The organism is Streptomyces silvisoli (assembly GCF_029269905.1).
GTDB lineage: Bacteria > Actinomycetota > Actinomycetes > Streptomycetales > Streptomycetaceae > Streptantibioticus_A > Streptantibioticus_A silvisoli_A.
Genome location: NZ_JARJBC010000004.1, coordinates 296,778 through 318,915, shown reverse-complemented (window position 1 = coordinate 318,915; position 22,138 = coordinate 296,778). Strand labels below are relative to the sequence as shown.

The 22,138-nt window shown below is 71.6% G+C and carries 15 protein-coding genes; 8 read left to right on the top strand and 7 right to left on the bottom strand.

The features are described 5' to 3' along the window. Positions 1-2,991: an FxSxx-COOH system tetratricopeptide repeat protein gene (gene fxsT / locus P3G67_RS09325; protein ID WP_276093002.1), complete on the top strand. Its 2,991-nt coding sequence runs from the start codon at positions 1-3 to the stop codon at positions 2,989-2,991. A gap of 111 nt (positions 2,992-3,102) precedes the next feature. On the opposite strand, the gene P3G67_RS09320 is transcribed toward fxsT, so the two are convergent. The 4 genes from P3G67_RS09320 to P3G67_RS09305 all read right to left on the bottom strand — a co-directional run bounded on the left by P3G67_RS09320 (position 3,103) and on the right by P3G67_RS09305 (position 9,951). Next, positions 3,103-6,927: a multifunctional oxoglutarate decarboxylase/oxoglutarate dehydrogenase thiamine pyrophosphate-binding subunit/dihydrolipoyllysine-residue succinyltransferase subunit gene (locus tag P3G67_RS09320; RefSeq protein ID WP_276093001.1), complete on the bottom strand. Its 3,825-nt coding sequence runs from the start codon at positions 6,925-6,927 to the stop codon at positions 3,103-3,105. A 260-nt stretch (positions 6,928-7,187) separates the two neighbouring features. Further along, a complete protein-coding gene (locus P3G67_RS09315; RefSeq protein WP_276093000.1) occupies positions 7,188-8,342 on the bottom strand; it encodes a sensor histidine kinase in 1,155 nt (384 codons plus the stop codon). A 111-nt stretch (positions 8,343-8,453) separates the two neighbouring features. Then, a complete protein-coding gene (locus P3G67_RS09310) occupies positions 8,454-9,200 on the bottom strand; it encodes a response regulator transcription factor (RefSeq protein WP_269853235.1) in 747 nt (248 codons plus the stop codon). A gap of 64 nt (positions 9,201-9,264) precedes the next feature. Beyond that, positions 9,265-9,951 carry a spermidine synthase gene (locus P3G67_RS09305; protein WP_276092999.1) on the bottom strand — a complete coding sequence of 229 codons (687 nt, stop codon included), beginning with the start codon at positions 9,949-9,951 and terminating at the stop codon, positions 9,265-9,267. A gap of 136 nt (positions 9,952-10,087) precedes the next feature. On the opposite strand from P3G67_RS09305, the gene lon reads away from it, so the two are divergent. Beyond that, positions 10,088-12,538, top strand: a complete 2,451-nt coding sequence (gene lon / locus P3G67_RS09300) for an endopeptidase La (RefSeq protein WP_276092998.1) — start codon at positions 10,088-10,090, stop codon at positions 12,536-12,538. A gap of 51 nt (positions 12,539-12,589) precedes the next feature. On the opposite strand, the gene P3G67_RS09295 is transcribed toward lon, so the two are convergent. Further along, positions 12,590-13,444: a lysozyme gene (locus tag P3G67_RS09295; protein ID WP_276092997.1), complete on the bottom strand. Its 855-nt coding sequence runs from the start codon at positions 13,442-13,444 to the stop codon at positions 12,590-12,592. A gap of 173 nt (positions 13,445-13,617) precedes the next feature. On the opposite strand from P3G67_RS09295, the gene P3G67_RS09290 reads away from it, so the two are divergent. Then, on the top strand, positions 13,618-14,094 hold the full coding sequence (locus P3G67_RS09290) for a MarR family winged helix-turn-helix transcriptional regulator (RefSeq protein WP_269853231.1): 477 nt from the start codon (positions 13,618-13,620) through the stop codon (positions 14,092-14,094). Between the two features lie 179 nt (positions 14,095-14,273). Here P3G67_RS09290 and P3G67_RS09285 read toward each other — a convergent pair whose 3' ends face one another. Beyond that, a complete protein-coding gene (locus P3G67_RS09285; protein WP_276092996.1) occupies positions 14,274-15,119 on the bottom strand; it encodes a protein phosphatase 2C domain-containing protein in 846 nt (281 codons plus the stop codon). Positions 15,120-15,552: 433 nt separating this feature from the next. On the opposite strand from P3G67_RS09285, the gene P3G67_RS09280 reads away from it, so the two are divergent. The 5 genes from P3G67_RS09280 to P3G67_RS09260 are packed head-to-tail and all read left to right on the top strand — an operon-like array spanning position 15,553 to position 20,981. Continuing rightward, positions 15,553-18,153: a sensor histidine kinase gene (locus P3G67_RS09280; RefSeq protein ID WP_276092995.1), complete on the top strand. Its 2,601-nt coding sequence runs from the start codon at positions 15,553-15,555 to the stop codon at positions 18,151-18,153. Continuing rightward, entirely contained in the window at positions 18,150-18,683 is a 534-nt protein-coding gene (locus tag P3G67_RS09275; RefSeq protein ID WP_276092994.1) for a roadblock/LC7 domain-containing protein, read from the top strand. Before P3G67_RS09280 ends, P3G67_RS09275 begins: the two co-directional genes overlap by 4 nt. Further along, a complete protein-coding gene (locus tag P3G67_RS09270; protein ID WP_269853228.1) occupies positions 18,683-19,081 on the top strand; it encodes a DUF742 domain-containing protein in 399 nt (132 codons plus the stop codon). Before P3G67_RS09275 ends, P3G67_RS09270 begins: the two co-directional genes overlap by 1 nt. Before the next feature lie 19 nt (positions 19,082-19,100). Beyond that, complete coding sequence (locus P3G67_RS09265; protein WP_269853879.1) at positions 19,101-19,697, top strand: GTP-binding protein; 597 nt, start codon at positions 19,101-19,103, stop codon at positions 19,695-19,697. A gap of 51 nt (positions 19,698-19,748) precedes the next feature. Continuing rightward, positions 19,749-20,981 (top strand): styrene monooxygenase/indole monooxygenase family protein, encoded by a 1,233-nt coding sequence (locus tag P3G67_RS09260; RefSeq protein WP_276092993.1) that lies wholly within the window; start codon positions 19,749-19,751, stop codon positions 20,979-20,981. Positions 20,982-21,033: 52 nt separating this feature from the next. On the opposite strand, the gene P3G67_RS09255 is transcribed toward P3G67_RS09260, so the two are convergent. Next, on the bottom strand, positions 21,034-22,113 hold the full coding sequence (locus P3G67_RS09255) for a C40 family peptidase (protein ID WP_276092992.1): 1,080 nt from the start codon (positions 22,111-22,113) through the stop codon (positions 21,034-21,036). Positions 22,114-22,138 lie beyond the last annotated feature (25 nt).

The following is a 22,138-nucleotide window of genomic DNA, read 5'->3' as shown; positions in this document are numbered from 1 at the left end:
ATGGCCGAACGCACGCAGGTTGGCGGCCCCCGAGAGCACTTCACCATAAGCTACGCGGGGTTCAACCGGCCCTGGGCGGCCTGGATCGCGCACCGACTCGAACGGCAGGGCCACGGCACCGCGATGCTGCGCTGGGACCCGCCGGTGGACATGCCGCTCACCGAGGCGCTGGACAACCTGCTGACGGCGCCGGGACGGGTCCTGCTGGTGCTGGACGACTGGTACTTCTCGCTCGGCCCGCGCACCGACGCCGAGTGGACCGAGGCGCTGCACGCCGTCGTACCGGCGAACGTCGAGCGGTTCGCCGCGGTCAGCGTCGCCACCCGGGCACTGCCGCCCACCGCGGCCCCGCTCAGCCCCGTCGACCTGCGCGACCTCGACGCCCGCGAGGCGCACCGCAGGATCATGCGGCGGCTCGGCCTGGACGGGGAGCGGACGGCCCCCGACGCCGAACCCGATCCGGCGGCGCCGCGATTCCCCAACGACCCGCCCGCGGTGTGGAGCCTGCCGCGCCGCAACGTCCGCTTCACCGGCCGGGACACGGTGCTGGAGGCGCTGCACGAGCGGTTCGCCGCGGACGGCCGGGGCGGCGCCCGGTGCTCGCTGCGCGGGATCTCCGGGGTCGGCAAGTCGCAGATCGCCGCCGAGTACGCGCACCGGTTCAGTAACGACTACGACATCGTGTGGTGGGTGAGCGCCGCGTTCCGGGCCACCGCCCGGGAGCAGTTCGCGGCCCTCGCGCCCCGGCTCGGTCTGGAGACCGGCACCGAACTCGGCGACCGCATCCGCGCCGTACAGGAGGCGCTGCGCACCGGACGGCCGTACCGCAAGTGGCTGGTGGTCTTCGACAGCGCCGACGACATGGAGCAGATCGAGGACCTGCTGCCGGAGGGCAACGGGCATGTGCTGCTCACCACCCTCACCCAGGACTGGGCGGCCACCGGAACCGTCTCCGAGATCGAGGTCCGGCCCTTCGAGCGGGACGAGTCCATCGCCTACGCGCGCCGCCGCGCCGAACGGCTGACCGTCGACGAGGCCGACCAGCTCGCCGACGCGGTCGAGGACCTGCCGCTGCTGCTGGCGCAGACCTCGGCCTGGCTGTCCACCAACCCGATGGCCGCCAAGGACTACATCGAACTGATCCGCCGCGGCAGCCCCAGCCAGATCGCCATTCGGATCTCCTCCGACTACTCGATGGGCTTCCAGACCAGCTGGTCGATAACGCTCAACACGTTGGCCGAGCGCAGCCCGGAGGCGACCGAACTGCTCCGGCTGTTCGCGTTCTTCGCACCGGACGCCATCCCGGTACGGCTGATCCAGACCGCCCGCCCCTCCGACCTGCCGGAGCACCTCGCCGCGCTGGCCACCGACCAGATCCGCTGGCACACCGCGCTGCGCAGGCTGTCGGAGTCCACCGCGGTCCGGATGGACTACGTGGAGACCCCGGAGCAGGACCCGACGGTGGACACCGTGCAGATGCACCGGCTCTACCACGGCTTCCTGCTCAGCAACCTGTCGGAGACCGAGCGCGACGAACTGTCCGCCACCGCCTGCCGGGTGCTCGCCGGGGCCGACCCGCGCAGCCCGGGTGACACCCGGGAGTGGGCGCGGTACGCCGAGCTGATCCCGCACCTGGAGACCTCCGGTGCGCTGGACAGCACCGAGCCGGACGTCCGCCAACTCATCCTCAACTGCCTCAACTACCTCAAGCTGCGCGGCGAGAACAGCATCGCGCTGCGGCTGTGCGAGCTGACCGTCCCCCGGTGGCGGGCGGCGCTGCCGCGGCACGACCCGGCGCTGCTGGAGCTCAGCCGGGTGCACGCCAACATGCTGCGCCGCTGCGGCCGTTACCGGGAGGCCGAGGCGCTGGGCCGGGCCGCGGTGGAGGAGCTGGCCGCGGTGCGCGAGCCCGGCGACCCCGAACTGCTGTGGGCGCAGAACAGTCTGGGCGGCAGCATGATGGCACTCGGCTCCTACGAGGAGGCCAGGGCGCTCTACGCGGCGTCCGTGGAGGTCTACACCCGGCTGCTGGGCGAGGAGGCGCCGCGCACCCAACAGGACCGCGGCAACCTGGCGTTGGCGCTGGGCCTGCTCGGCCGCTACCAGGAGGCACTGGACCTGCACGCGGTCAACCTGCGCATCAGGGAACGGCTGTTGCACCCGCGCCACCACCTCACCCTGCACTCCGGGCTGCAGTACGCCTGGATGCTGCGGCTGCTCGGCCGGTACGCGGAGGCGATGTCCCGGCAGGAGCAGAACGTACGGGTGCACCGCCAGATCATGGACCAGTTCAACCCGCAGACCATGCGCGCCGAGCTCAACCTGGCGCTGTGCATGCGGCGCACCGGGCTGGTGCCGGCGGCCGAGGCGCTGATGCGCAGCGTGGTGGAGCGCTTCCAGCAGACGCAGGGGCCGCGCCATCCGGACACCCTGATGGTGCAGGCCGACTACGCGACGCTGCTGCGCGCGCACGGCGACCTCGACCAGGCCCGCGAGCTGTCCACCGCGGTGGCCGAGCGGTACCGGGGCCTGGTCGGCGAGGACCACCCGTACGCGATCGGCACGTTGGGCAACGTCGGCCTGGTGATGTGGGAGTACGGCGAGCGGGGGGAGGCGCTGGCCAACGCCGAGCGCGCCTGGCACGACATGGCCGCGGCCGTCGGCCAGGACCACCCCTGGACACTGGGCTGTGCGCTCAACACCTCCGGCGCCCGCAACCTCGCCGGGGACGAGGAGGGCGCGGCGCGGGTGAGCCGGGAGAACCTGGAGCGGGCCAAGTCGGCGCTGGGGGACACCCATCCGCTCACGCTGTCCTGCAAGGCCGCGCTCGCCGACGACCTGCGGTCGCTGCGGCGCACCCAGGAGGCGGCGAAGCTGGAGGGTGAGGCCCTGCAGCAGCTCGCCGACACGTTGGGCGCGCAGCACCCGCACACCATGTCCGTTCGGCGCCGCGAACGGCCTTATTGGGACTTCGAGCCCCAACCCAACTGAGAAGGCGTTGGTTCGGGGGCGAAGCCCCCGAGGGGCCTCGCTCCCAGGCCCTCAAACGCCCAGGCCCCCGCTGAACGATCAGCGGGGGCCTGGGCGTTGAACGCCGGAGGCTCAGATCTCGAAGACCTCGTTCACCAGCTGCGCCTGCTCGGCCTGGTGCCGCTTGGCGGAGCCGACCGCCGGGGCGGACGAGGTGGGACGCGAGACCCGGCGCAGCCGGTCCGCGTTGTCCGGGGCGGCGCCCAGCACCAGGTCCAGGTGGTCGATCAGGTTGAGCGCGATGAACGGCCAGGCACCCTGGTTCGCCGGCTCCTCCTGGGCCCAGACGAACTTCTGCGCCTTGGTGAACGGCGCCAGCGCGGCCTGGATCTCCTCACCGGGCAGCGGGTACAGCCGCTCGATGCGGATCAGCGCGACGTCCTCCGCCTTGCGGGCGGTCCGCTCGGTGAGGAGGTCGTAGTAGACCTTGCCGGAGCAGAAGACGACCTTGCGCACCTTGTCCGGGTCCACCGCGTCGTCGCCGATCACCGGGCGGAAGCCGCCGGAGGTGAACTCCTCCACCTTCGAGCTGGCCGCCTTGAGCCGGAGCATCGACTTCGGGGTGAAGACGATCAGCGGCTTGTGGTGCGGGTTGTGGACCTGCCAGCGCAGCAGGTGGAAGTAGTTCGACGGCAGCGTCGGCATGGCGACCGTCATGTTGTTCTGCGCGCACAGCTGGAGGTAGCGCTCGATACGGGCCGAGGAGTGGTCCGGGCCCTGGCCCTCGTAGCCGTGCGGCAGCAGCAGGGTGACGCCGGAGGTCTGGCCCCACTTCTGCTCGGAGGCCGAGATGTACTCGTCGACCACGTTCTGCGCGCCGTTGGCGAAGTCACCGAACTGCGCCTCCCACAGCACCAGCGCGTTCGGCCGGGCCAGCGAGTAGCCGTACTCGAAGCCCATCGCCGCGTACTCGCTCAGCAGCGAGTCGTAGACCATGAACCGCGCCTGGTCCTCGGACAGGTAGAGCAGCGGGGTGTAGTCCTCGCCGGTCTCCCGGTCCACCAGCACCGCGTGCCGCTGGCCGAAGGTGCCGCGCCGGGAGTCCTGGCCGGCCAGCCGGACCGGGGTGCCCTCCATCAGCAGCGACCCGAACGCCAGCGTCTCGCCCATCGCCCAGTCGATCGTGCCGTCCTCGACGCTGGCCGCCCGGCGTTGCAGCTGCGGCAGCAGACGCGGATGGACGGTGACGTGCTCGGGCAGGTTGACCTGCGACTCGGCGATCCGCTTGACGACCTCCTGGGAGATCGCGGTGTCCAGCTTGACCGGGAACTCCGGCAGCACGGCCGGGACCTCGGCCTCGGCTGCCGGCGCCGCGGCGGCCTCGCGGACCTCGGTGAAGACCTTCTCCAGCTGGCCCTGGTAGTCCTGGAGCGCCTGTTCGGCCTCTTCCAGGGTGATGTCGCCACGGCCGATCAGCGACTCGGTGTAGAGCTTGCGCACCGAGCGCTTCTTGTCGATCAGGTCGTACATCTGCGGCTGGGTGAACGAGGGGTTGTCCGCCTCGTTGTGGCCCCGGCGGCGGTAGCAGACCAGGTCGATGACGACGTCCTTGTTGAACGCCTGGCGGAACTCGAAGGCCAGCCGGGCCACCCGGACCACGGCCTCCGGGTCGTCACCGTTGACGTGGAAGATCGGCGCCTCGATCATCCGGGCCACGTCGGTGCAGTACATCGACGAGCGCGAGGAGGCCGGGGGAGCGGTGAAGCCCACCTGGTTGTTGATCACGATGTGCACGGTGCCGCCGGTGCGGTAGCCGCGCAGCTGCGACATGTTGAGCGTCTCGGCCACCACGCCCTGGCCCGCGAAGGCCGCGTCGCCGTGCAGCTGGACGGGCAGCACGGTGAAGTCGGTGCCCGCCTTGCCGATCAGGTCCTGCTTGGCCCGGGCGATGCCCTCGACCACCGGGTCGACGGTCTCCAGGTGCGAGGGGTTGGCGGCCAGCGAGACCTTGATCTGCTCGCCGTCCAGACCGGTGAAGGTGCCCTGGGCGCCCAGGTGGTACTTCACGTCGCCGGAGCCGTGCATCGACTTCGGGTCGAGGTTGCCCTCGAACTCCCGGAAGATCTGCGCGTAGGACTTGCCGACGATGTTGGCCAGCACGTTGAGCCGGCCGCGGTGCGCCATGCCGATGACGACCTCGTCCAGCCGGGACTCGGCGGCGGAGTCGAGGACGGCGTCCAGCAGCGGGATGACGGACTCGCCGCCCTCCAGCGAGAAGCGCTTCTGGCCGACGTACTTGGTCTGCAGGAAGGTTTCGAACGCCTCGGCCGCGTTCAGGCGGCGCAGGATGCGCAGCTGCTCCTCGCGCTCCGGCTTGGTGTGCGGGCGCTCGACCCGGTCCTGGATCCACTTGCGCTGCTTGGGGTCCTGGATGTGCATGAACTCGATGCCGACGGTGCGGCAGTACGAGTCGCGCAGCACACCGAGGATGTCGCGCAGCTTCATCATCGACTTGCCCGCGAAACCGCCGACCGCGAACTCGCGCTCCAGGTCCCACAGGGTCAGGCCGTGCTCGATGATGTCCAGGTCGGGGTGCTTGCGCTGCTTGTACTCCAGCGGGTCGGTGTCGGCCATGACGTGGCCGCGCACCCGGTAGGAGTGGATCAGCTCGAAGACCCGGGCGGCCTTGGTGACGTCGTCGTCGTGCGCGGTGTCGATGTCCTGGCGCCAGCGGACCGGCTCGTAGGGGATGCGCAGCGACTCGAAGATCTTGTCGTAGAACTCGTCCTCGCCCAGCAGCAGCTGGTGCATCACCCGCAGGAACTCGCCGGACGCGGCGCCCTGGATCACCCGGTGGTCATAGGTGCTGGTCAGCGTCATGACCTTGGAGATGCCCAGACGGTTCAGGGTCTCCTGGGAGGTGCCCTGGAACTCGGCCGGGTAGTCCATCGAGCCAACGCCCATGATCATGGACTGGCCGCCCATCAGCCGCGGCACGGAGTGCACGGTGCCGATGCCGCCCGGGTTGGTCAGCGAGGCGGTGACGCCGGTGAAGTCGTCCATCGTCAGCTTGCCGTTGCGGGCGCGGCGGACGATGTCCTCGTAGGCCTGCCAGAACTCGAAGAAGTTCAGCGTCTCGGCCTTCTTGATCGCCGCGACGACCAGCTGGCGGTCACCGTTCGGCTTGACCAGGTCGATCGCCAGGCCGAGGTTGACGTGCTCGGGCTTGACCAGCGTCGGCTTGCCGTCCTTCTCCATGAACGAGTAGTTCATGGAGGGCATCGCCTTCATCGCCTGCACCATCGCGTAGCCGATGATGTGGGTGAAGGACACCTTGCCGCCGCGGGCGCGCTTGAGGTGGTTGTTGATGACGATGCGGTTGTCGAACAGCAGCTTGACCGGGACCGCGCGGACGCTGGTCGCCGTCGGCAGCTCAAGGCTGGCGTTCATGTTCTTGGCGACGGCCGCGGCGGGGCCGCGCAGCGTGATCAGCTCGGGGCCCAGCGGCGCCTCGGTCTCCGGCTCCGCCTTGGCCTTCGGCGCGGGAGCGGCGGCGGGCTTCGGCGCGGCCGCGGCGGGCGCGGGCTTCGCGGCGGGGGCGGCCGGAGCCGGCTGCTGTGCGGGGGCAGCCGGGGCCGGGGCGGCCTGCGAGGCGGGCGCGGGGGCGGCGGCGGGAGGCTTCGGGGCCGACGGCGCGGCCGGAGCGGGGGCGGGCGCCGCGGGGGCGGCCGTGCCGGTCGGCGGCGGAGTGGCGACCGCCGAGCCGGTGTCCGTGCCCGGCTTGTAGTCCGCGAAGAAGTCCCACCAGGCTCGGTCTACCGAGTTCGGGTCCTGGAGGTACTGCTGGTAGATCTCATCGACGAGCCACTCGTTCGGCCCGAAACCGGACGCAGGGCTCTTGCCCTGACCGTCAGGGTCGGTCGAGACGCTCGATGTGTTGGGGGACTGTGACGACACGGCGGCAACCGCCCTCTTCCGCTTCACAAGGTGGTGGACAGCGGAAATAAAGGCTACGCCTACCGGGCGGGTACGCGCAGGTTACGAGGGGCAGTCGTCGTGTACGTCACACCGAAAACTTGGTTTGGCGGCTGGCTTTGGCGGGAAATCGGCATTCTTTTGGGCGCCCGCGCGCTGCCCATGCCCGCGCAGAGGCGCCCATTCGGCCTTCGGCCTGCGGTTTCCTGCTCCGCTGGGGTGCTCTAGTTCGAGACCGTGCGTCAATCCAACACTTGATCCTTACCCGGAAGGGTGAGGTGGATGCGGCAGCCGCGTGGGGATTCGGCCACCCGGATCCGGCCACCGTGCAGTTCCACGGCCCAACGGGCGATGGCCAGCCCCAGCCCGGTGCCGCCGTCGCTGCCCGAACCGTGCGGGGCAGGGATGCTGCCCCTGCTGAACCGTTCGAAGACCTTCGAGCGCTGCGACTCCGGGATGCCGGGACCCTCGTCGAGCACCTCCAGCTCCAAACTCTCCGGGCCCGCGCCGCGCCGGGCGCGCACGGTGACCCGGCCACTGGGCGGGCTGTGCCTGACGGCGTTGTCGATCAGGTTGGAGACCACCTGGTGCAGCCGCTCCGCGTCGGCGTAGGCGGTCAGCTCCGGCGGCGAGACGTCGAGGTGCAGATGGACGTCGCCGCGGGAGCGGGAGTGCGACGGGGACGCCAGCGCCACGCCCGGCTTGATGCTCGCCGCCTTCAGCACCCCGGACAGGTAAGGCCACACCTCGAAGCGCCGGGCGTCCAGCGGCACCACACCGCTGTCCAGCCGGGACAGGTCCAGCAGGTCGGCCACCAGGCGGCCGAGCCGCTCCGTCTGCGCGAGCGCCGCCCGCATGGTCTCCGGGTCGGCCTCGCAGACGCCGTCCACCACGTTCTCCAGCAGGGCGCGCAGGCCCGATATCGGGGTGCGCAGCTCATGGGAGACGTTGGCCACCAACTCCTTGCGGTGCCGGTCGGCGGCCTCCAGGTCGGCGGCCATGCTGTTGAAGGTGACGGCCAGCTCGCCGAGCTCGTCCCGGCGCCCGGTGCGTACCCGGCGGCTGTAGTCGCCCTGGGCCATCGCGCGGGCGACCGCGGTCATCTCGCGCAGCGGTGAGGTCAGCCCGTGCGAGACGAACTGCATCAGCAGCATCGAGGTGATGATGGAGAAGATGGTGATCACCCGGAGTTCGGTCTCCGAGTGGATGGCCACCAGGACCAGCAGGGTGGTCAGGAAGACCGAGCTGATCACCAGCAGTCCCAGGGCCGCCTTGATCGACCGGAACGGGTCGACGGGGCGCAGACCGTCCCAGATCCACTGCCACGCGCGGGTGCGCTCGGCGGTCGGCGACCGCCGGAAGAACCGGGGGCCGCCCGGTGCCCGGCTACGACTCATTCCCACCTACCTCCGGCGCCTTCCGGCGGGTCGCGACCGGGTCGACAAAGGCACCCCAGGGGCGTGGGCACCCGTTCCGCGGCGGAACGGGTGTGGGGGGCGTGACCGGCCTCACGGCGCAGGCGTCTCCAGGGCGTACCCCACCCCGTGGACCGTGCGGATGCGTTCGGCGCCGATCTTGCGGCGCAGTGCCTTGATGTGGCTGTCGACGGTCCGGGTGCCCGACGCGTCCGCCCAGTCCCACACCTCCGCCAGCAGCTGCTCGCGGGAGAGCACGGCGCGCGGCGTCTGCGCCAGGCACGCCAGCAGGTCGAACTCGGTCGGGGTGAGGTGGACGTCGTCCCCGCGCACTCGTACCCGGCGCTGGGCGTGGTCGATGGCCAGGTCGCCGAGCTGCAACGTTCCGCCGCGCGGGCTGCGCGCGGCGGCGGTGGCCCGTTCGACCCGTCTGAGCAGTACGTGCACCCGGGCGGCCAGCTCCCGCATGGAGAACGGCTTGGTCATGTAGTCGTCGGCGCCGACCCCGAGCCCGACCAGCATGTCGGTCTCGTCGTCCCGGGCGGTGAGCATCAGCACCGGCACCGGCCGCTGCGCCTGGACCCGGCGGCAGACCTCCAGGCCGTCGAAGCCGGGCAGCATCACGTCGAGCACCAGGAGGTCGGGCTGCCAGGCGTGGGCGGTGTCCACGGCGGCCGGGCCGTCGCCCGCGGTGTGCACCTGGAAGCCCTCGGCGCGCAGCCGGGCGGCGATCGCGTCGGCGATCGTCGGGTCGTCCTCGACGACCAGCACCCGGCGCTGGGTACCAGGTAGAGGTGTTCCGGCCCCGCCGTTCGCCGTAGTCGTCTGTGTGTTGTCCATCGGGCCCGCCCCCACTTGGTCGCGCTGCTTGGCAAGCAGCGTAAAGGGCGCGGATGGCCTGCGGCTACGCGGGCCGTACCCCGAGGTGGACCACATCCGGGACACCTCGGGCAACCGGGACAGCAATGGTCTGGACCTGTTCGAACCCGGCGGTGCGCAACGCCTCCTCGAAACGCTCCGAGGGCTGCGCGGACCACACCGCGAGCACTCCGCCCGGGGCCAGTCGTGCCCGGCAGTCGGCAAGGCCCGCCGGGGAGTAGAGCGAGTCGTTGGAGTCGGTGACGGTCCAGTCCGGGCCGTTGTCGATGTCGAGGCAGAGCGCGTCATACGTGATGTCCGCCTCACGTAGGTGGGACACCAGGTCGCCTCCGATGACGGTGACCCGTGGATCGTCCAGCGCGTGTGCCGAGAAGCGGTCGAGCGGGCCGCCGCGGTGCCAGTCGATGACCGACGGCTCCCGCTCCACCACCGTGATGGCGCCCCACCGCGGCTCGGCCGCCGCTTCGGCGAGTGAGAACCCGACGCCGAGGCCGCCGATGAGCACTGACAGCCCCGCGCCGCCCAGCGCCCGCAGCGGCGCCTGGACGAGCAGCCGCTCCGAGCGGCCGTCGGAGGTGTCCATCAGGAAGCAGCCGTTCTCGATGATCTCGTACCGCTCGGTCCCCTCGACGAGTCGCCGGCGCAGTACGACCTCGCCGTACGGACCCTCCCTGCGGTCGATCACGGTCACCGCGCTGGTCGTGTCGTCCATGCCGCCCAGGCTCGCATGAACGGTCGGTCCGTCGCTGATCGCTCACGGCGAACACGTCCCTGGGAAGGTCGGGAACAATGCCACGCTCAAAAGCATTGAGTCGATACAGCTCAACTTGATTGCCTAGGGAGAGATCATGGCTGAAGAGACCTCGTCCGCCCCGCTCACCCTGCCCGTGCTGCCGCTGGATGACGCGGTCGTGCTGCCCGGCATGGTCGTACCGCTCGATCTGAGCGACGCCGAGGTGCGGGCCGCCGTGGAGGCGGCGCAGGCAGTGGAGAGCAACCGGCCCGAGGCGGCCCATGTTCCCGGCATCCGCTCCGGCTCCCTGGCACGCAAGCCGCGTGTCCTGCTGGTGCCTCGGGTGGACGGCCGGTACGCGGCGGTGGGCACCCTCGGCGCGGTCGAGCAGGTCGGACGGCTCGCCGACGGCGACCCGGGCGCGGTCATCCGCGGCCTGCGCCGGGTCCGCATCGGCGCCGGAACCACCGGCCCGGGCGCCGCGCTGTGGGTCGAGGGCACCGAGGTCAGCGAGCCCGAGCCGACCGAGGCACCGGGCGCCGTCGCGGAACTGGTCAGGGAGTACAAGGCGCTGGCCACCAGCTGGCTGCGCAAGCGCGGTGCCTGGCAGGTCGTGGACCGCGTCCAGCAGATCGAGGACGTCTCCCAGCTCGCGGACAACTCCGGCTACTCGCCGTTCCTCACCGGTGAGCAGCGCATCCAGCTGCTGGAGACCGTCGAGCCGGTGGAGCGGCTGCGGCTGGCCATCGGCTGGCTGCGCGACCACCTCGCCGAGCAGGACGTCGCCGAGACCATCCGCAAGGACGTCCAGGAGGGCATGGACAAGCAGCAGCGCGAGTTCCTGCTGCGGCGCCAGCTGGACGCCGTGCGCAAGGAGCTCGCCGAGCTCAACGGCGACCCGGAGAACGAGTCCGACGACTACCGGGCCCGGGTCGAGGGGGCCGACCTGCCGGAGAAGGTCCGCGAGGCCGCGCTGAAGGAGGTCGACAAGCTGGAGCGGTCCTCCGACCAGTCCCCCGAGGGAAGTTGGATCCGCACCTGGCTGGACACCGTCCTGGAACTGCCGTGGAACACCACGACCGAGGACGCCTACGACATCGCCTCCGCACGCGCGGTGCTGGACGCCGACCACGCGGGCCTGGACGACGTCAAGGACCGGATCACCGAGTACCTGGCGGTGCGCAAGCGGCGCGCCGACCGGGGCCTCGGCGTGGTCGGCGGTCGGCGGGGAGGCGCGGTGCTGGCGCTGGTCGGCCCGCCCGGCGTCGGCAAGACCTCGCTGGGCGAGTCGGTGGCGCGGGCCATGGGCCGCGCGTTCGTCCGCGTCGCACTCGGCGGGGTCCGGGACGAGGCGGAGATCCGCGGCCACCGGCGCACCTACGTCGGCGCGCTGCCCGGGCGGATCGTCCGCGCCATCAAGGAGGCCGGGTCGATGAACCCGGTGGTGCTGCTGGACGAGGTGGACAAGGTCGGCTCCGACTACCGGGGCGACCCGGCCGCCGCGCTGCTCGAAGTGCTCGACCCGGCGCAGAACCACACGTTCCGCGACCATTACCTGGAGGTCGAACTCGACCTGTCCGACGTGGTGTTCCTCGCCACCGCCAACGTGCTCGAAGCCATTCCGCAGCCGCTGCTGGACCGGATGGAGCTGGTCCAACTCGACGGCTACACCGAGGACGAGAAGGTCACCATCGGCCGCGACCACCTGCTGCCGCGGCAGTTGGAGCGCACGGGTCTGGCCGGCGACGAGGTGGCGGTCGAGGACGAGGCGCTGCGCAGGCTCGCGGGCGAGTACACCCGCGAGGCGGGGGTGCGGAACCTGGAACGGGCGATCGCCCGGATCCTGCGCAAGATCGCCGCGCAGCACGAGCTGGGCGAGGCCGAACTCCCGGTTACCGTCGGCCCGGACGACCTGCGGCGGCTGATCGGCCGACCGCACCACGTGCCGGAGTCCGCGCAGGACCCGGACGAGCGACGCACCGCGGTCCCCGGGGTGGCCACCGGCCTGGCGGTGACCGGCGCGGGCGGCGATGTGCTGTACGTCGAGGCGTCGCTGGCCGATCCGGAGACCGGCGGCACCGGGCTGACGCTCACCGGCCAACTCGGCGACGTGATGAAGGAGTCGGCGCGGATCGCGCTGTCCTTCCTGCGCTCGCACGGTGCGGAACTGGAGCTCCCGGTGGCCGACCTGAAGGACCGCGGTGTCCATCTGCACGTCCCCGCGGGCGCGGTGCCCAAGGACGGGCCGAGCGCGGGTGTGACGATGACCACGGCACTGGCCTCGCTGCTGTCCGGGCGCCGGGTGCGCGAGGACGTGGCGATGACCGGGGAGGTGTCGTTGACCGGGCGGGTGCTGCCGATCGGTGGCGTCAAGCAGAAGCTGCTGGCCGCGCACCGGGCCGGGGTGACCACGGTGATCATCCCGAAGCGGAACGAGGCCGACCTGGACGATGTGCCGAGCGAGGTGCTGGAGAAGCTGGATGTGCACGCGGTCGCGGATGTCCGCCAGGTGCTGAGGCTGGCGCTGGAGCCCGCGGCGGACCGGGCGGTCCCGGTCGCCGCGTAGGTCCCGGACGGTGCGGCCGTCCCGCCCAACGAGGGCGGGGCGGCCGCACGTTCATCCGTTGGCCAGTGCCTGGAGCCGGGTGTACGTGCCGTTGAAGTAGTCCTGGTCCCCGGGCAGTACACCGGTGTCGGCGTACTGCCAGAAGGTCTGGTAGCTCCAACCGGACGGCAGCGCACCCGGGGTGGAGGTGTAGCGGGCGGTCCACAACGGGTTGCCGGCGGCGAACGCCGTAGTGCCACCGGTGCATTCGGACCACCACTGGGCGGTGGTGTAGATGACCGGGTAGCGGCCGGTGCGCGCGTGCACCGTGTCGCTGAAGTCGGCGATCCAGCTGACCATCGCCGATGGGCCCAGGCCGTAGCAGGTCGCGCCGTACGGGTTGTACTCGATGTCGAGCGCGGGCGGCAGCGTCCTGCCGTCGGCCGACCAGCCGCCGCCGTGGTCGACGAAGTAGTCGGCCTGGGCGGCGCCGTCCGAGGTGTCGGGAGTCGCGAAGTGGTACGCGCCACGGATCATGCCCACGCCGTACGAGCCGTTGTACTGCTGGGCGAAGTACGGGTTGGTGTACGTGGTGCTCTCGGTGGCCTTCACATAGGCGAACCGGCCGCCGTTCGAGCGGGCGGCGGTCCAGTCGACATCGCCCTGGTAGCCGCTGACGTCCATGCCGGGGGTCTGTACGACCAGCGGGAAGACGGGGTGGTTGGAGGGGGCGCCGCCCTCGTGGCGGAGTACGGTCGAGCCCATCCAGTCCAGTTGGGGGTGGGTGACGGGGGCGCGGCCCGCGGCCGCGGCGGCAGACGCCGTACCGGGTAACGCGAGCAGGAGCGTGAACAGGGCGGCCAGCGCCGTCAGGACGGCGCGGGATCTGTGGGGGCGGGGGCTCAGGGGGCTGTCGGCAGGGGACATGTTCCCTCCCTGTTATGGCCATGACATGGTGACCGTACGCGCGTAGAACGGCGGGATGGAAGAGGGCCCGGTCACTGCCGTTGGTCTAATCCTGCGAAATACTGAAGGAGCTGCGGCGATGGCAGGTGCTGAAACGAAATTTCAGCCCTGGGGACGGGCGAGAGGGCGCTGACGTGCGGAATGAGGAGTATCCCGAGGGGGATCGGGACCTGGAGGCGTTGGAGCGGGAGATCACCGTCTTCTACCGGCGCGCCCGCGCCTCGTCCGGTGAGATGGCGCGGGCGGTCCATCCGGAGCTGGAACCCTCGGCGTACGGGTTGCTGGTACGCCTTGAGGAGGCGGGCCCGGAGCGGGCGACCGACCTGGCCGCGTACTTCGGGGTCGGCAAGGCGACGATGAGCCGGCAGCTTCGGGCGCTGGAGCAGTTGGGGCTGGTCAGCAGGGAGCAGGATCCGGCGGACGGCCGGGCGTTCCTCGTCCGGCTCACCGACGAGGGCCGCAGCCGCTTCACACGCGTGCGGGACGCGCGCCGCGCGCGGTACCGGGGGCGGCTGTCCGCGTGGCCGCGGCAGGACGTCACGGAGCTGGCGCGCCTCCTGGAGGCGCTCAACGCGATCAACGCCCCGGAGGACCGCTGCGGGGACGCCTAGCGACAGGCCGCCCCCTCCACGTCCGCGGGCGCGTCCTCGTGTCTTCGCGCTCCGCCCGTCCGGATCCTGCCCGGGTGCGGCTGGTCCGCTACCGCCGGTCTCCGCCGCGTGGGTCGCGCGTCGTCGCCACGGGACCGGGCGCCTGGGCGGGTGCCCGTGCCGGCGACCGCGAAGGGGTGTTACAGCTCCGCCAGGACCGCTGTGGCGTCGTCGTGGCGTTTGCTGCGGGGGAAGGCGCTCCTGAGCGGGTCCGCCGACTCGGCGGTGCGGACCCGGGTGATCAGGGACTGGGGACCCTCCTTGCGCAGCAGGGCCAGCAGTTCCGGCCAGTCGCACTCGTGGAAGACCTCCACCAGACGCGCCGCCCCGTCCGTCAGGGCGGCCACCGCCCGTACCTCGGCGCGGGGCGTCGTGCCGCACACCGCCCGCGCGACCACTGAGGGATCCGCCGCGGCGGTGAAGAAGCCGCCCTCGGCGTTGCGCAACGCCTCCACCGCCCGGGCGTGCTCCGCACGGGCCCTCGCCCACTCGGCGGAGTCGCGCGGTAGCGCGCGTACCGCCGCCCGCAGTGAGGGCACCGGCTCGGGCAGATGGTCCAGACGGTCGTCAAGGACCGCCCGCGTGTTGCCCGTTGTGTCCTCGATGAGCAAGACCGAGTCGGAAAGCACCAGATGCTCGACAGCGTCCTGGTTCCACCGGACCGCCACGACGGTTGCCTGGGGAGTGTAGGGGTGAGAAAGGTCACAGCTTTCACCGTGCTGCCGCGCGGTCCGCGCGATCGCCTCCGCGAGGCACTCCCGCAGTGTCATATCCCGTTGCGAACCGGACAGTTCGAGCAGTGCGCCACCGAGCCGCGCCACGAGCCACGGAACGCCGTGCACACACCCGGTGCCTTCCGGATGCGGCGTGACGCCGTCCAGCAGCACCACCGCCGCGCCCTGACCGGAAGCGGGCAGGGCAACGGCGGCGAAGTCCTCGTTGGGGCGTTCCGGGTCGCCAGGCTCCGTGGCGGTCTCGATGCGCATGCCGCAAGTCTGCCTGAGCGCCCGTTCGAACGGCGTCGAGGCGGGCCGGGCGCGGCCCGCGGCCTCCAGGGGGTCGACAGGCGGTGGCCCGCCGCCAATGCGGGTGGGCATCTTTCCAGGACCGCGCCGCCTTCACCAAACCGCCGTGCGTGAAGAACGGGTGTGGACCGCCGTCCGGAGTTGAAGGTCAACTTCCGGTTGTTGTTCACTCCTTCGGGACGGCACGGCCGAGTCCGGGGGACCGCGTTCCACGCGGCGCGTGAAGAACGCGACAAGCTCTGCCGTAACAACCACAACGCATCGGGGGAAAACGCCGCGGGACGGCCGTACGGTTCGGCCCAGGCGTCGGATGCCCAACTGATTTGGCGTCATTTCGGCTGTGCCCACGGCCGTACCGACGTACGAGACAGGAATGCGAGAACCGGTGCGGACAATGAGGAGAGGGCGCACTCAAGCGCGCACGGAACCCGCGGTCGCGGAGAAGATCAAGGCCGCGCGCCCCGCGCCGCCCAAACGCCGGGTGCGTCAGCGACTGCTCGGCGCCCTGCTGGTCTCGGTCATCGCGGTACTGGCCGCCGGAGCCCCGGGGCTCGTCTCGGCCATCGGCGATCTGTCCCAGTCGCAGCGCCTGCTGCGGCTGACCGAGTTGAACACCTCGGCGATAGCCCTCGCGCACTCGCTCGCCGACGAGCGCGACGACATGACCGCCTACGTGGCCGCCGGACGCAGCACCGCCTCCGGCCGCGGCATCAGCGAGGACGAGCGCGCCCGCGTCGACCGCCAGGCCACCGACGTGACCCAGCAGGCGGCCGCGCTGGACACCGGCGGCTCGGCCGACCTGGCCCGCACCACCCAGACGGTGCGCACCGCGCTGGCGAACCTCGGGCACATCCGGCAGACCGCCCTGTCCGGCCCCGGCGCCGCCAAGGACGCCTTCGACGCCTACAGTCCGCTCATCGACGCCCTCGACGGCGTCAGCGGCGCCCTGGCCCGCGCCCTGCCCGCCCGGGCCTCCGCCGCCGACACCAGCGCCGGACCCGCCCTCGCCCAGGCCGTCGACCAGGCCTCCGCGGAACACGGCCTGCTCGTCGCCGCGCTCACCGCGGGCGGCACCTCCTCGCCCCTGGTGACCCAGGCCCAGCAGGCCCGGCTGGGCGAGCAGTCCGCACTGGCCGACTTCGCCGCCACCGCCACCACCCCCGCCCAGACCCAGTACGCGCAGACCGTCACCGGCACCGATGTGGCCACCGCCGAGACGTATCTGCGGCGGCTGACCGCCAAGTCGTACCTGAGCGAGTCAGACAACCGGCTCAAGACGGCCGACGTGGACTCCGCGCTGTCCGCCCGGGTCGACCGGATGCGGGCCGTCCAGGCCTCACTGGCGGCCGCCGACACCACCCGGCTCACCACGCTGCGCGACGACGACGTGACGGCGCTGGAGCTGCGGGCCACCCTGGTGGGCCTGTGCGCACTGCTGGCACTCGGCATCGGGGTCCGTACCACCCGTTCGGTCACCCGCCCGCTGGCCGCGCTGCGCCGCTACGCGGGTGACCAGCAGCCGCCGGTGCCGACCGGCAGCGGGGACGAGTTCGCCGCCGTCGCGCTGGCCGTGGAACGGCTCGCCGAGGACACCGTGCGGCTGCGCGCCGAGACCGCCGAGCAGGAGAAGGAACGCGTCCGACTGGTCGGCGAACGCCAGAAGGTGGCCGCGGAACGCGATGGACTGCGCCGCCAGCAGGCCGAGTTGCGCGGCCAGGCGGCGGCGCTGATGGCCGAGCGGGACGAACTCCTCGCCCGCGTCGAGTCGTTGCGCGGCGTGCCGCACGCCACCTTCATCAACCTCAGCCTGCGCACCCTCGCGCTGATCGAGCGGCAACTCGCCCTGATCGAGGGGCTTGAGGACCGCGAGCAGGACCCGGACGAGTTGAAGACCCTGTTCCGGCTGGACCACCTGGCCACCCGGATGCGGCGCAACAACGAGAGCCTGCTGGTGCTGGCCGGCGCCGAGACCAGCGGCGGCGCGCTGGCCAAGCCGGTGCCGCTGCTGGACGTGGTGCGCGCCGGTGTCTCCGAGGTGGAGCGCTACGAGCGGGTGCGGATCCCGTTCCTGCCGCGCGCCCAGGTCGCCGGGTTCGCCGCCGACGACACCGCCCACCTGGTCGCCGAACTGCTGGAGAACGCCACCGCGTTCTCCCCGCCGCACGCCGATGTCCAGGTCACCGGCTGGCTGTTGGAGAACGGCGAGGCCATGCTGTCGGTCGAGGACGCCGGTATCGGCATCCCGCACGACCGGCTGGACGAGCTGAACCAGTTGCTCGCCGACCCGCACCCGGACGAGTCGCACGCCACCGCCGGGCTCGGCCTGTACGTGGTGGCGCGGCTCGCCGGACGGCATGGGATCCGCGTCCAGCTGCGCGAGCAGAAGCAGGGCGGGGTGACCGCGGTCGTGGTGCTGCCGCGCACCCTCGTCGTCCACCCCGCGGAGAGCGTGGCGCCGCCGCAGGACCCGTACGCCGCCCCGGTGACCGGCGCCGCCGACCGGGCCCCGGCAACGGCACCGGCCGTCGGCGCCAAGGCCGTTGCGGCCGCGGACCCGGCGCCGCGCCGCGCCGCGGAGACGGACCAGCACGCCCGTACCCCCGCGGCCGGGGACGGTCCCACCGCCCGGCCCCGGCACCCGCGTACCGAGGAAGCCGCGCAACCGGAGCAACCCGCGCGGAGCGCCCCGGACGACCAGACCGACCCGGAATCCGGTGGGTTGACGGGCAAGGGGCTCCCCAAGCGGGTGCCCAGGGCCAGTGGGCTCACCGGTGAGCCCGCCGACCGCCCGCGCAACGCGCCGGTCGACGCCGACGCCCTGCGGCGGCGGCTCGGCGGCTTCGCACACGGGCTGCGCCAGGGGCGGCGGGACGCCGAGGCCGAGGCGACGGGCACCGTGGAGCCACCACGGCCGGCCGCCGCCCGGCAGCACCAGCAGCTACCCCAGCACCGGCAGTCACAACACGGTGAACCCTCCGAGGAGGCACGCGGGTGAACCAGTCGAGAACCGGATCCAGCACCGGCCCGCTCAGCCACGAGGCGCGCAGCCTCCAGTGGCTGCTGGGCAACCTGGTCGAGGAGGTGCCGGGGGTCCGCTCGGTCGCCGTCATCTCCTCCGACGGACTGCTGCTGTGCTCCTCCGACGCCGACGGCGAGACCGTCATCGGCGCCGAACAGCCGTGCCGGGGCCCCGGCAAGGGCCCGGCGAAGGCCTCCGGCGACCTGGCGACCGTCGTCTCCGGGCTCGCCTCGCTCACCGACGGCGCGGCACGGCTGATGAACGCCGGGCCGGTCAAGCAGTCGGTGGTCGCGATGGAGAACGGCTGCCTGTTCGTGATGTCGATCAGCGACGGCTCGCTGCTGGGCGTGCACGCCTCGCCGGAGTGCGACATGAGCGTGGTCGCCTACCACATGGCGCTGTTCGTCGGCCGTGCCGGACATGTCCTCACCCCTGAGCTGCGCAGCGAGCTCAGCAAGGCCCGTGCCGCCGAACCGGCGGGCACCCTGACCGAAAGCGAGCAGTGATGCCCGCGTCCCCGCTACCGGTCCGCGGCGCGGACCGCAAACCCTCCCGGGTCCGCCCGTACGCGCTGACCGGCGGACGGACCCGCTTCGGCCACGTGCTGCTGGTGGAGACGTTCGTCGCCACCATCGACGCGCCGGAGGAGCGGCCCCAGTTGACCTCCGGCGGGATCGCCACCGCGGTGATGCCGGAGCTGCGGGCCATCGTCGAACTGTGCCGCAGGATGCGGTCGGTGGCCGAGATCTCGGCACTGCTGCGCATTCCGCTCGGAGTGGTCCGGGTGCTGCTCAGCGATCTGGCGGACCAGGGGAAGATCCGCGTCTACGGCGCCGGGCAGGGACCGGTACAGCCCAACCGCGCGCTGGTGGAAAGGGTGCTCAGTGGACTTCGCAAGCTCTGAGACGGCCGCGCCGTATCCGATGCCGGAAGCGGAAGAAGGCATACAGGACTGGCAGAAGGACACCAGCCGGGCACCCGCGAGCGCCAAGATCGTCGTCGCGGGCGGCTTCGGCGTGGGCAAGACCACCTTCGTGTCCTCCGTCTCCGAGATCACCCCGCTCACCACCGAGGCCCTGATGACCAGGGCCAGTGAGGACGTCGACGACCTGGCGGCCACGCCGGAGAAGACCACGACCACGGTCGCCATGGACTTCGGCCGGATCACCCTCGACCAGGAACTGGTGCTCTACCTGTTCGGCACCCCGGGCCAGCAGCGCTTCTGGTTCATGTGGGACGACCTGGCCCGCGGCGCCATCGGCGGCATCGTGCTGGCCGACACCCGGCGGCTGGCCGACTGCTTCCCCGCCCTCGACTACTTCGAGACCTGCGGACTTCCGTTCGTGGTCGCGGTGAACCACTTCGAGGGGTCGCCCGAGTACGACGCGGAGGACGTTCGCGACGCGCTGTCCGTACCGGCGCGGATACCCGTGGTCGTCTGTGACGCGCGGGAGCGCGAGTCGGTGGTCGAGGCGCTGGTCGCGCTGTGCGGGCACGCGTTGACAGTGCTGCCGGAGTAGTTGATATTCGGGGGCTCGCCCCCGGACCCCCCTATGTGCGAGGAATTCGCGATGCGCAAGATACTCATCGTCGGAGCCGGACAGTCCGGTCTGCAACTGGCCCTCGGCCTGCAGTCCCGCGGTTACGAGGTCACGTTGATGACCAACCGCACCGCGGACGAGATCCGCGCCGGCAAGGTCATGTCCACCCAGTGCATGTTCACCACCGCCCTTCAGCACGAGCGGGACCTGGAGTTGAACTTCTGGGAGAGCCAGGCCCCGCGCATCGAGGGGCTCGGCGTCTCCGTCGCCGGTCCGGACGGCTCGCGTCCGATCGACTGGGTCGGGCGGCTCGAAGGCTACGCCCAGTCCGTCGACCAGCGGGTGAAGATGGCCGGTTGGATGGAGGCGTTCGCCCAGCGCGGCGGTCAGCTCGTGATCCACGGTGCCGCGGTCTCCGACCTCGACTACTTCGCGCGGCGCTACGACCTGGTGCTGGTGGCCGCGGGCAAGGGCGAGCTGGTGTCGATGTTCGGCCGGGACGCGGCCCGCTCCCCGTACGACGCCCCGCAGCGCGCGCTGGCCGTCGCCTATGTGAACGGTCTCGGTCCGCGCCCGGAGCACCCGGACTACCACGCGGTGCGGTGCAACCTGGTGCCGGGCGTCGGTGAGATGTTCATCATGCCGACGCTGACCACCTCGGGGCCGGCCGACATCCTGTTCTGGGAGGGCATCCCCGGCGGCCCGCTGGACGTCTTCGAGGGCGTCAAGGACCCGAGTGAACACCTGCGGCTCACCCTGGAGTTGATGGAGCGCTTCCTGCCCTGGGAGTACGACCGGGCGCGCGGCGTCGAACTCACCGACGCCAACGGCACGCTGGCCGGGCGCTACGCACCCACGGTGCGCAATCCGATCGGCGAACTCCCCTCCGGCGGGCTCGTGCTGGGCGTGGCCGACGTCGTCGTGGCCAACGACCCGATCACCGGCCAGGGTTCGAACAACGCCGCCAAGTGCGCGGCCTCGTACCTGGACAGCATCGTCGCGCATGGTGACAAGCCGTTCGACCGCGACTGGATGCAGGCCGCCTTCGACCGCTACTGGGAGTACGCCCAGCACGTCACCAAGTGGACCAACGCGATGCTGGCCCCGCCGCCCGAGCACGTGCTGAACCTGATCGGGGCGGCGGGCCAACTCCCGCCGGTGGCCAACCGCTTCGCCAACGGCTTCGACAACCCCGCCGACTTCGAGAACTGGTTCTTCGAGCCGGACCTGGCCCAGGCGTACCTCGCCAGCGTGGGGGCCTAGCCCCGAGGGGCGTTGGGCGCGAAGCCGCCCAACACAGATGTCCGGCCGGACGCTAAGCGTCCGGCCGGACCGCCCCGAGGATCGGATTGGCCGCCATGGGCGTCAACTTGACCACCCCGCCCGGCCGAGGGGCCTGGATCACCCTGCCCTTGCCCACGTACAACGCCACATGGGTGGCGTGCGAGAAGTAGACGATCAGGTCTCCCGGCCGCAGCGCGCCCAGCGCCACATGGCGCAACCGCGCCCACTGCTCCTGGCTGGTGCGCGGGATCGGCCGTCCGGCGTGCGCCCACGCCTGCGAGGTGAGCCCGGAGCAGTCGAACGCGTTCGGCCCCTGCGCGCCCCACACATACGGCTTGCCCAACTGCGCGTACGCGTACGAGATGGCCCGCCGCCCGAGCGCTGAGGCCGACAGGTTGTCGGCGCCGAGCGCACCGGAGGCGAGCAGCGCCTGCTGCGCCTGGTCGATGCCCTGCTCCTCCAACTGCCGCAACTGGTCGAGCTGGGTGCCGGTCAGCGAGGAGACCAGCTTCTCCACATCACCCAGCCTGGCCTTGACATCGTCGCGCTCCCTGCGCTGCTGGTCGGCGAGTCGGTGCACAGAGTCGAGCGAGGCGCGCGCCTTGGCGGTCAGGTCGCCCAGCTTGTGCTCCGCGTCCTGCAGCCGGCCCACCAACGCGGCCTGGCTGCCCAGCGCCTGGCTGAGCACGTGCGCCTGGTTGAGCGCCGTCGCCGGGTCGTCGGTGAGCAGCAGCCGCAGGTACGGGGAGACTCCACCGTTCTGGTACTGCCTGCGGGCGAGCGCGCCCGCGGTGTCCCGGCCCGCCTGGACCGCCGAACGCTGCCGCGCGAGCTGTTCGTTCAACGTGTCGACCGTCGCGCGCTCCTTGTCGAGCCGCTCCTGGGTGCCGTTGTATGTCTCCGTGGCCTGCTCCGCCTGCTGGTAGAGGGTTTGCAGGCGGGTCAACAGATCGGTGGGCGAGGGGGACTGGGCGGGATTGCGTGACGGGTCGTCGGGTGGCGGAGCGGCGGTCGCGGGCACGGCGGGCAGCGCGAGCGCGGCGGAGAAGGCTATCCCTGCACAGAACAGCGCGGATCGCGCCCACCTGCTGGGCCGGTGGACCACGGACATCCCATCACCTCCGGTGTGACCGAAT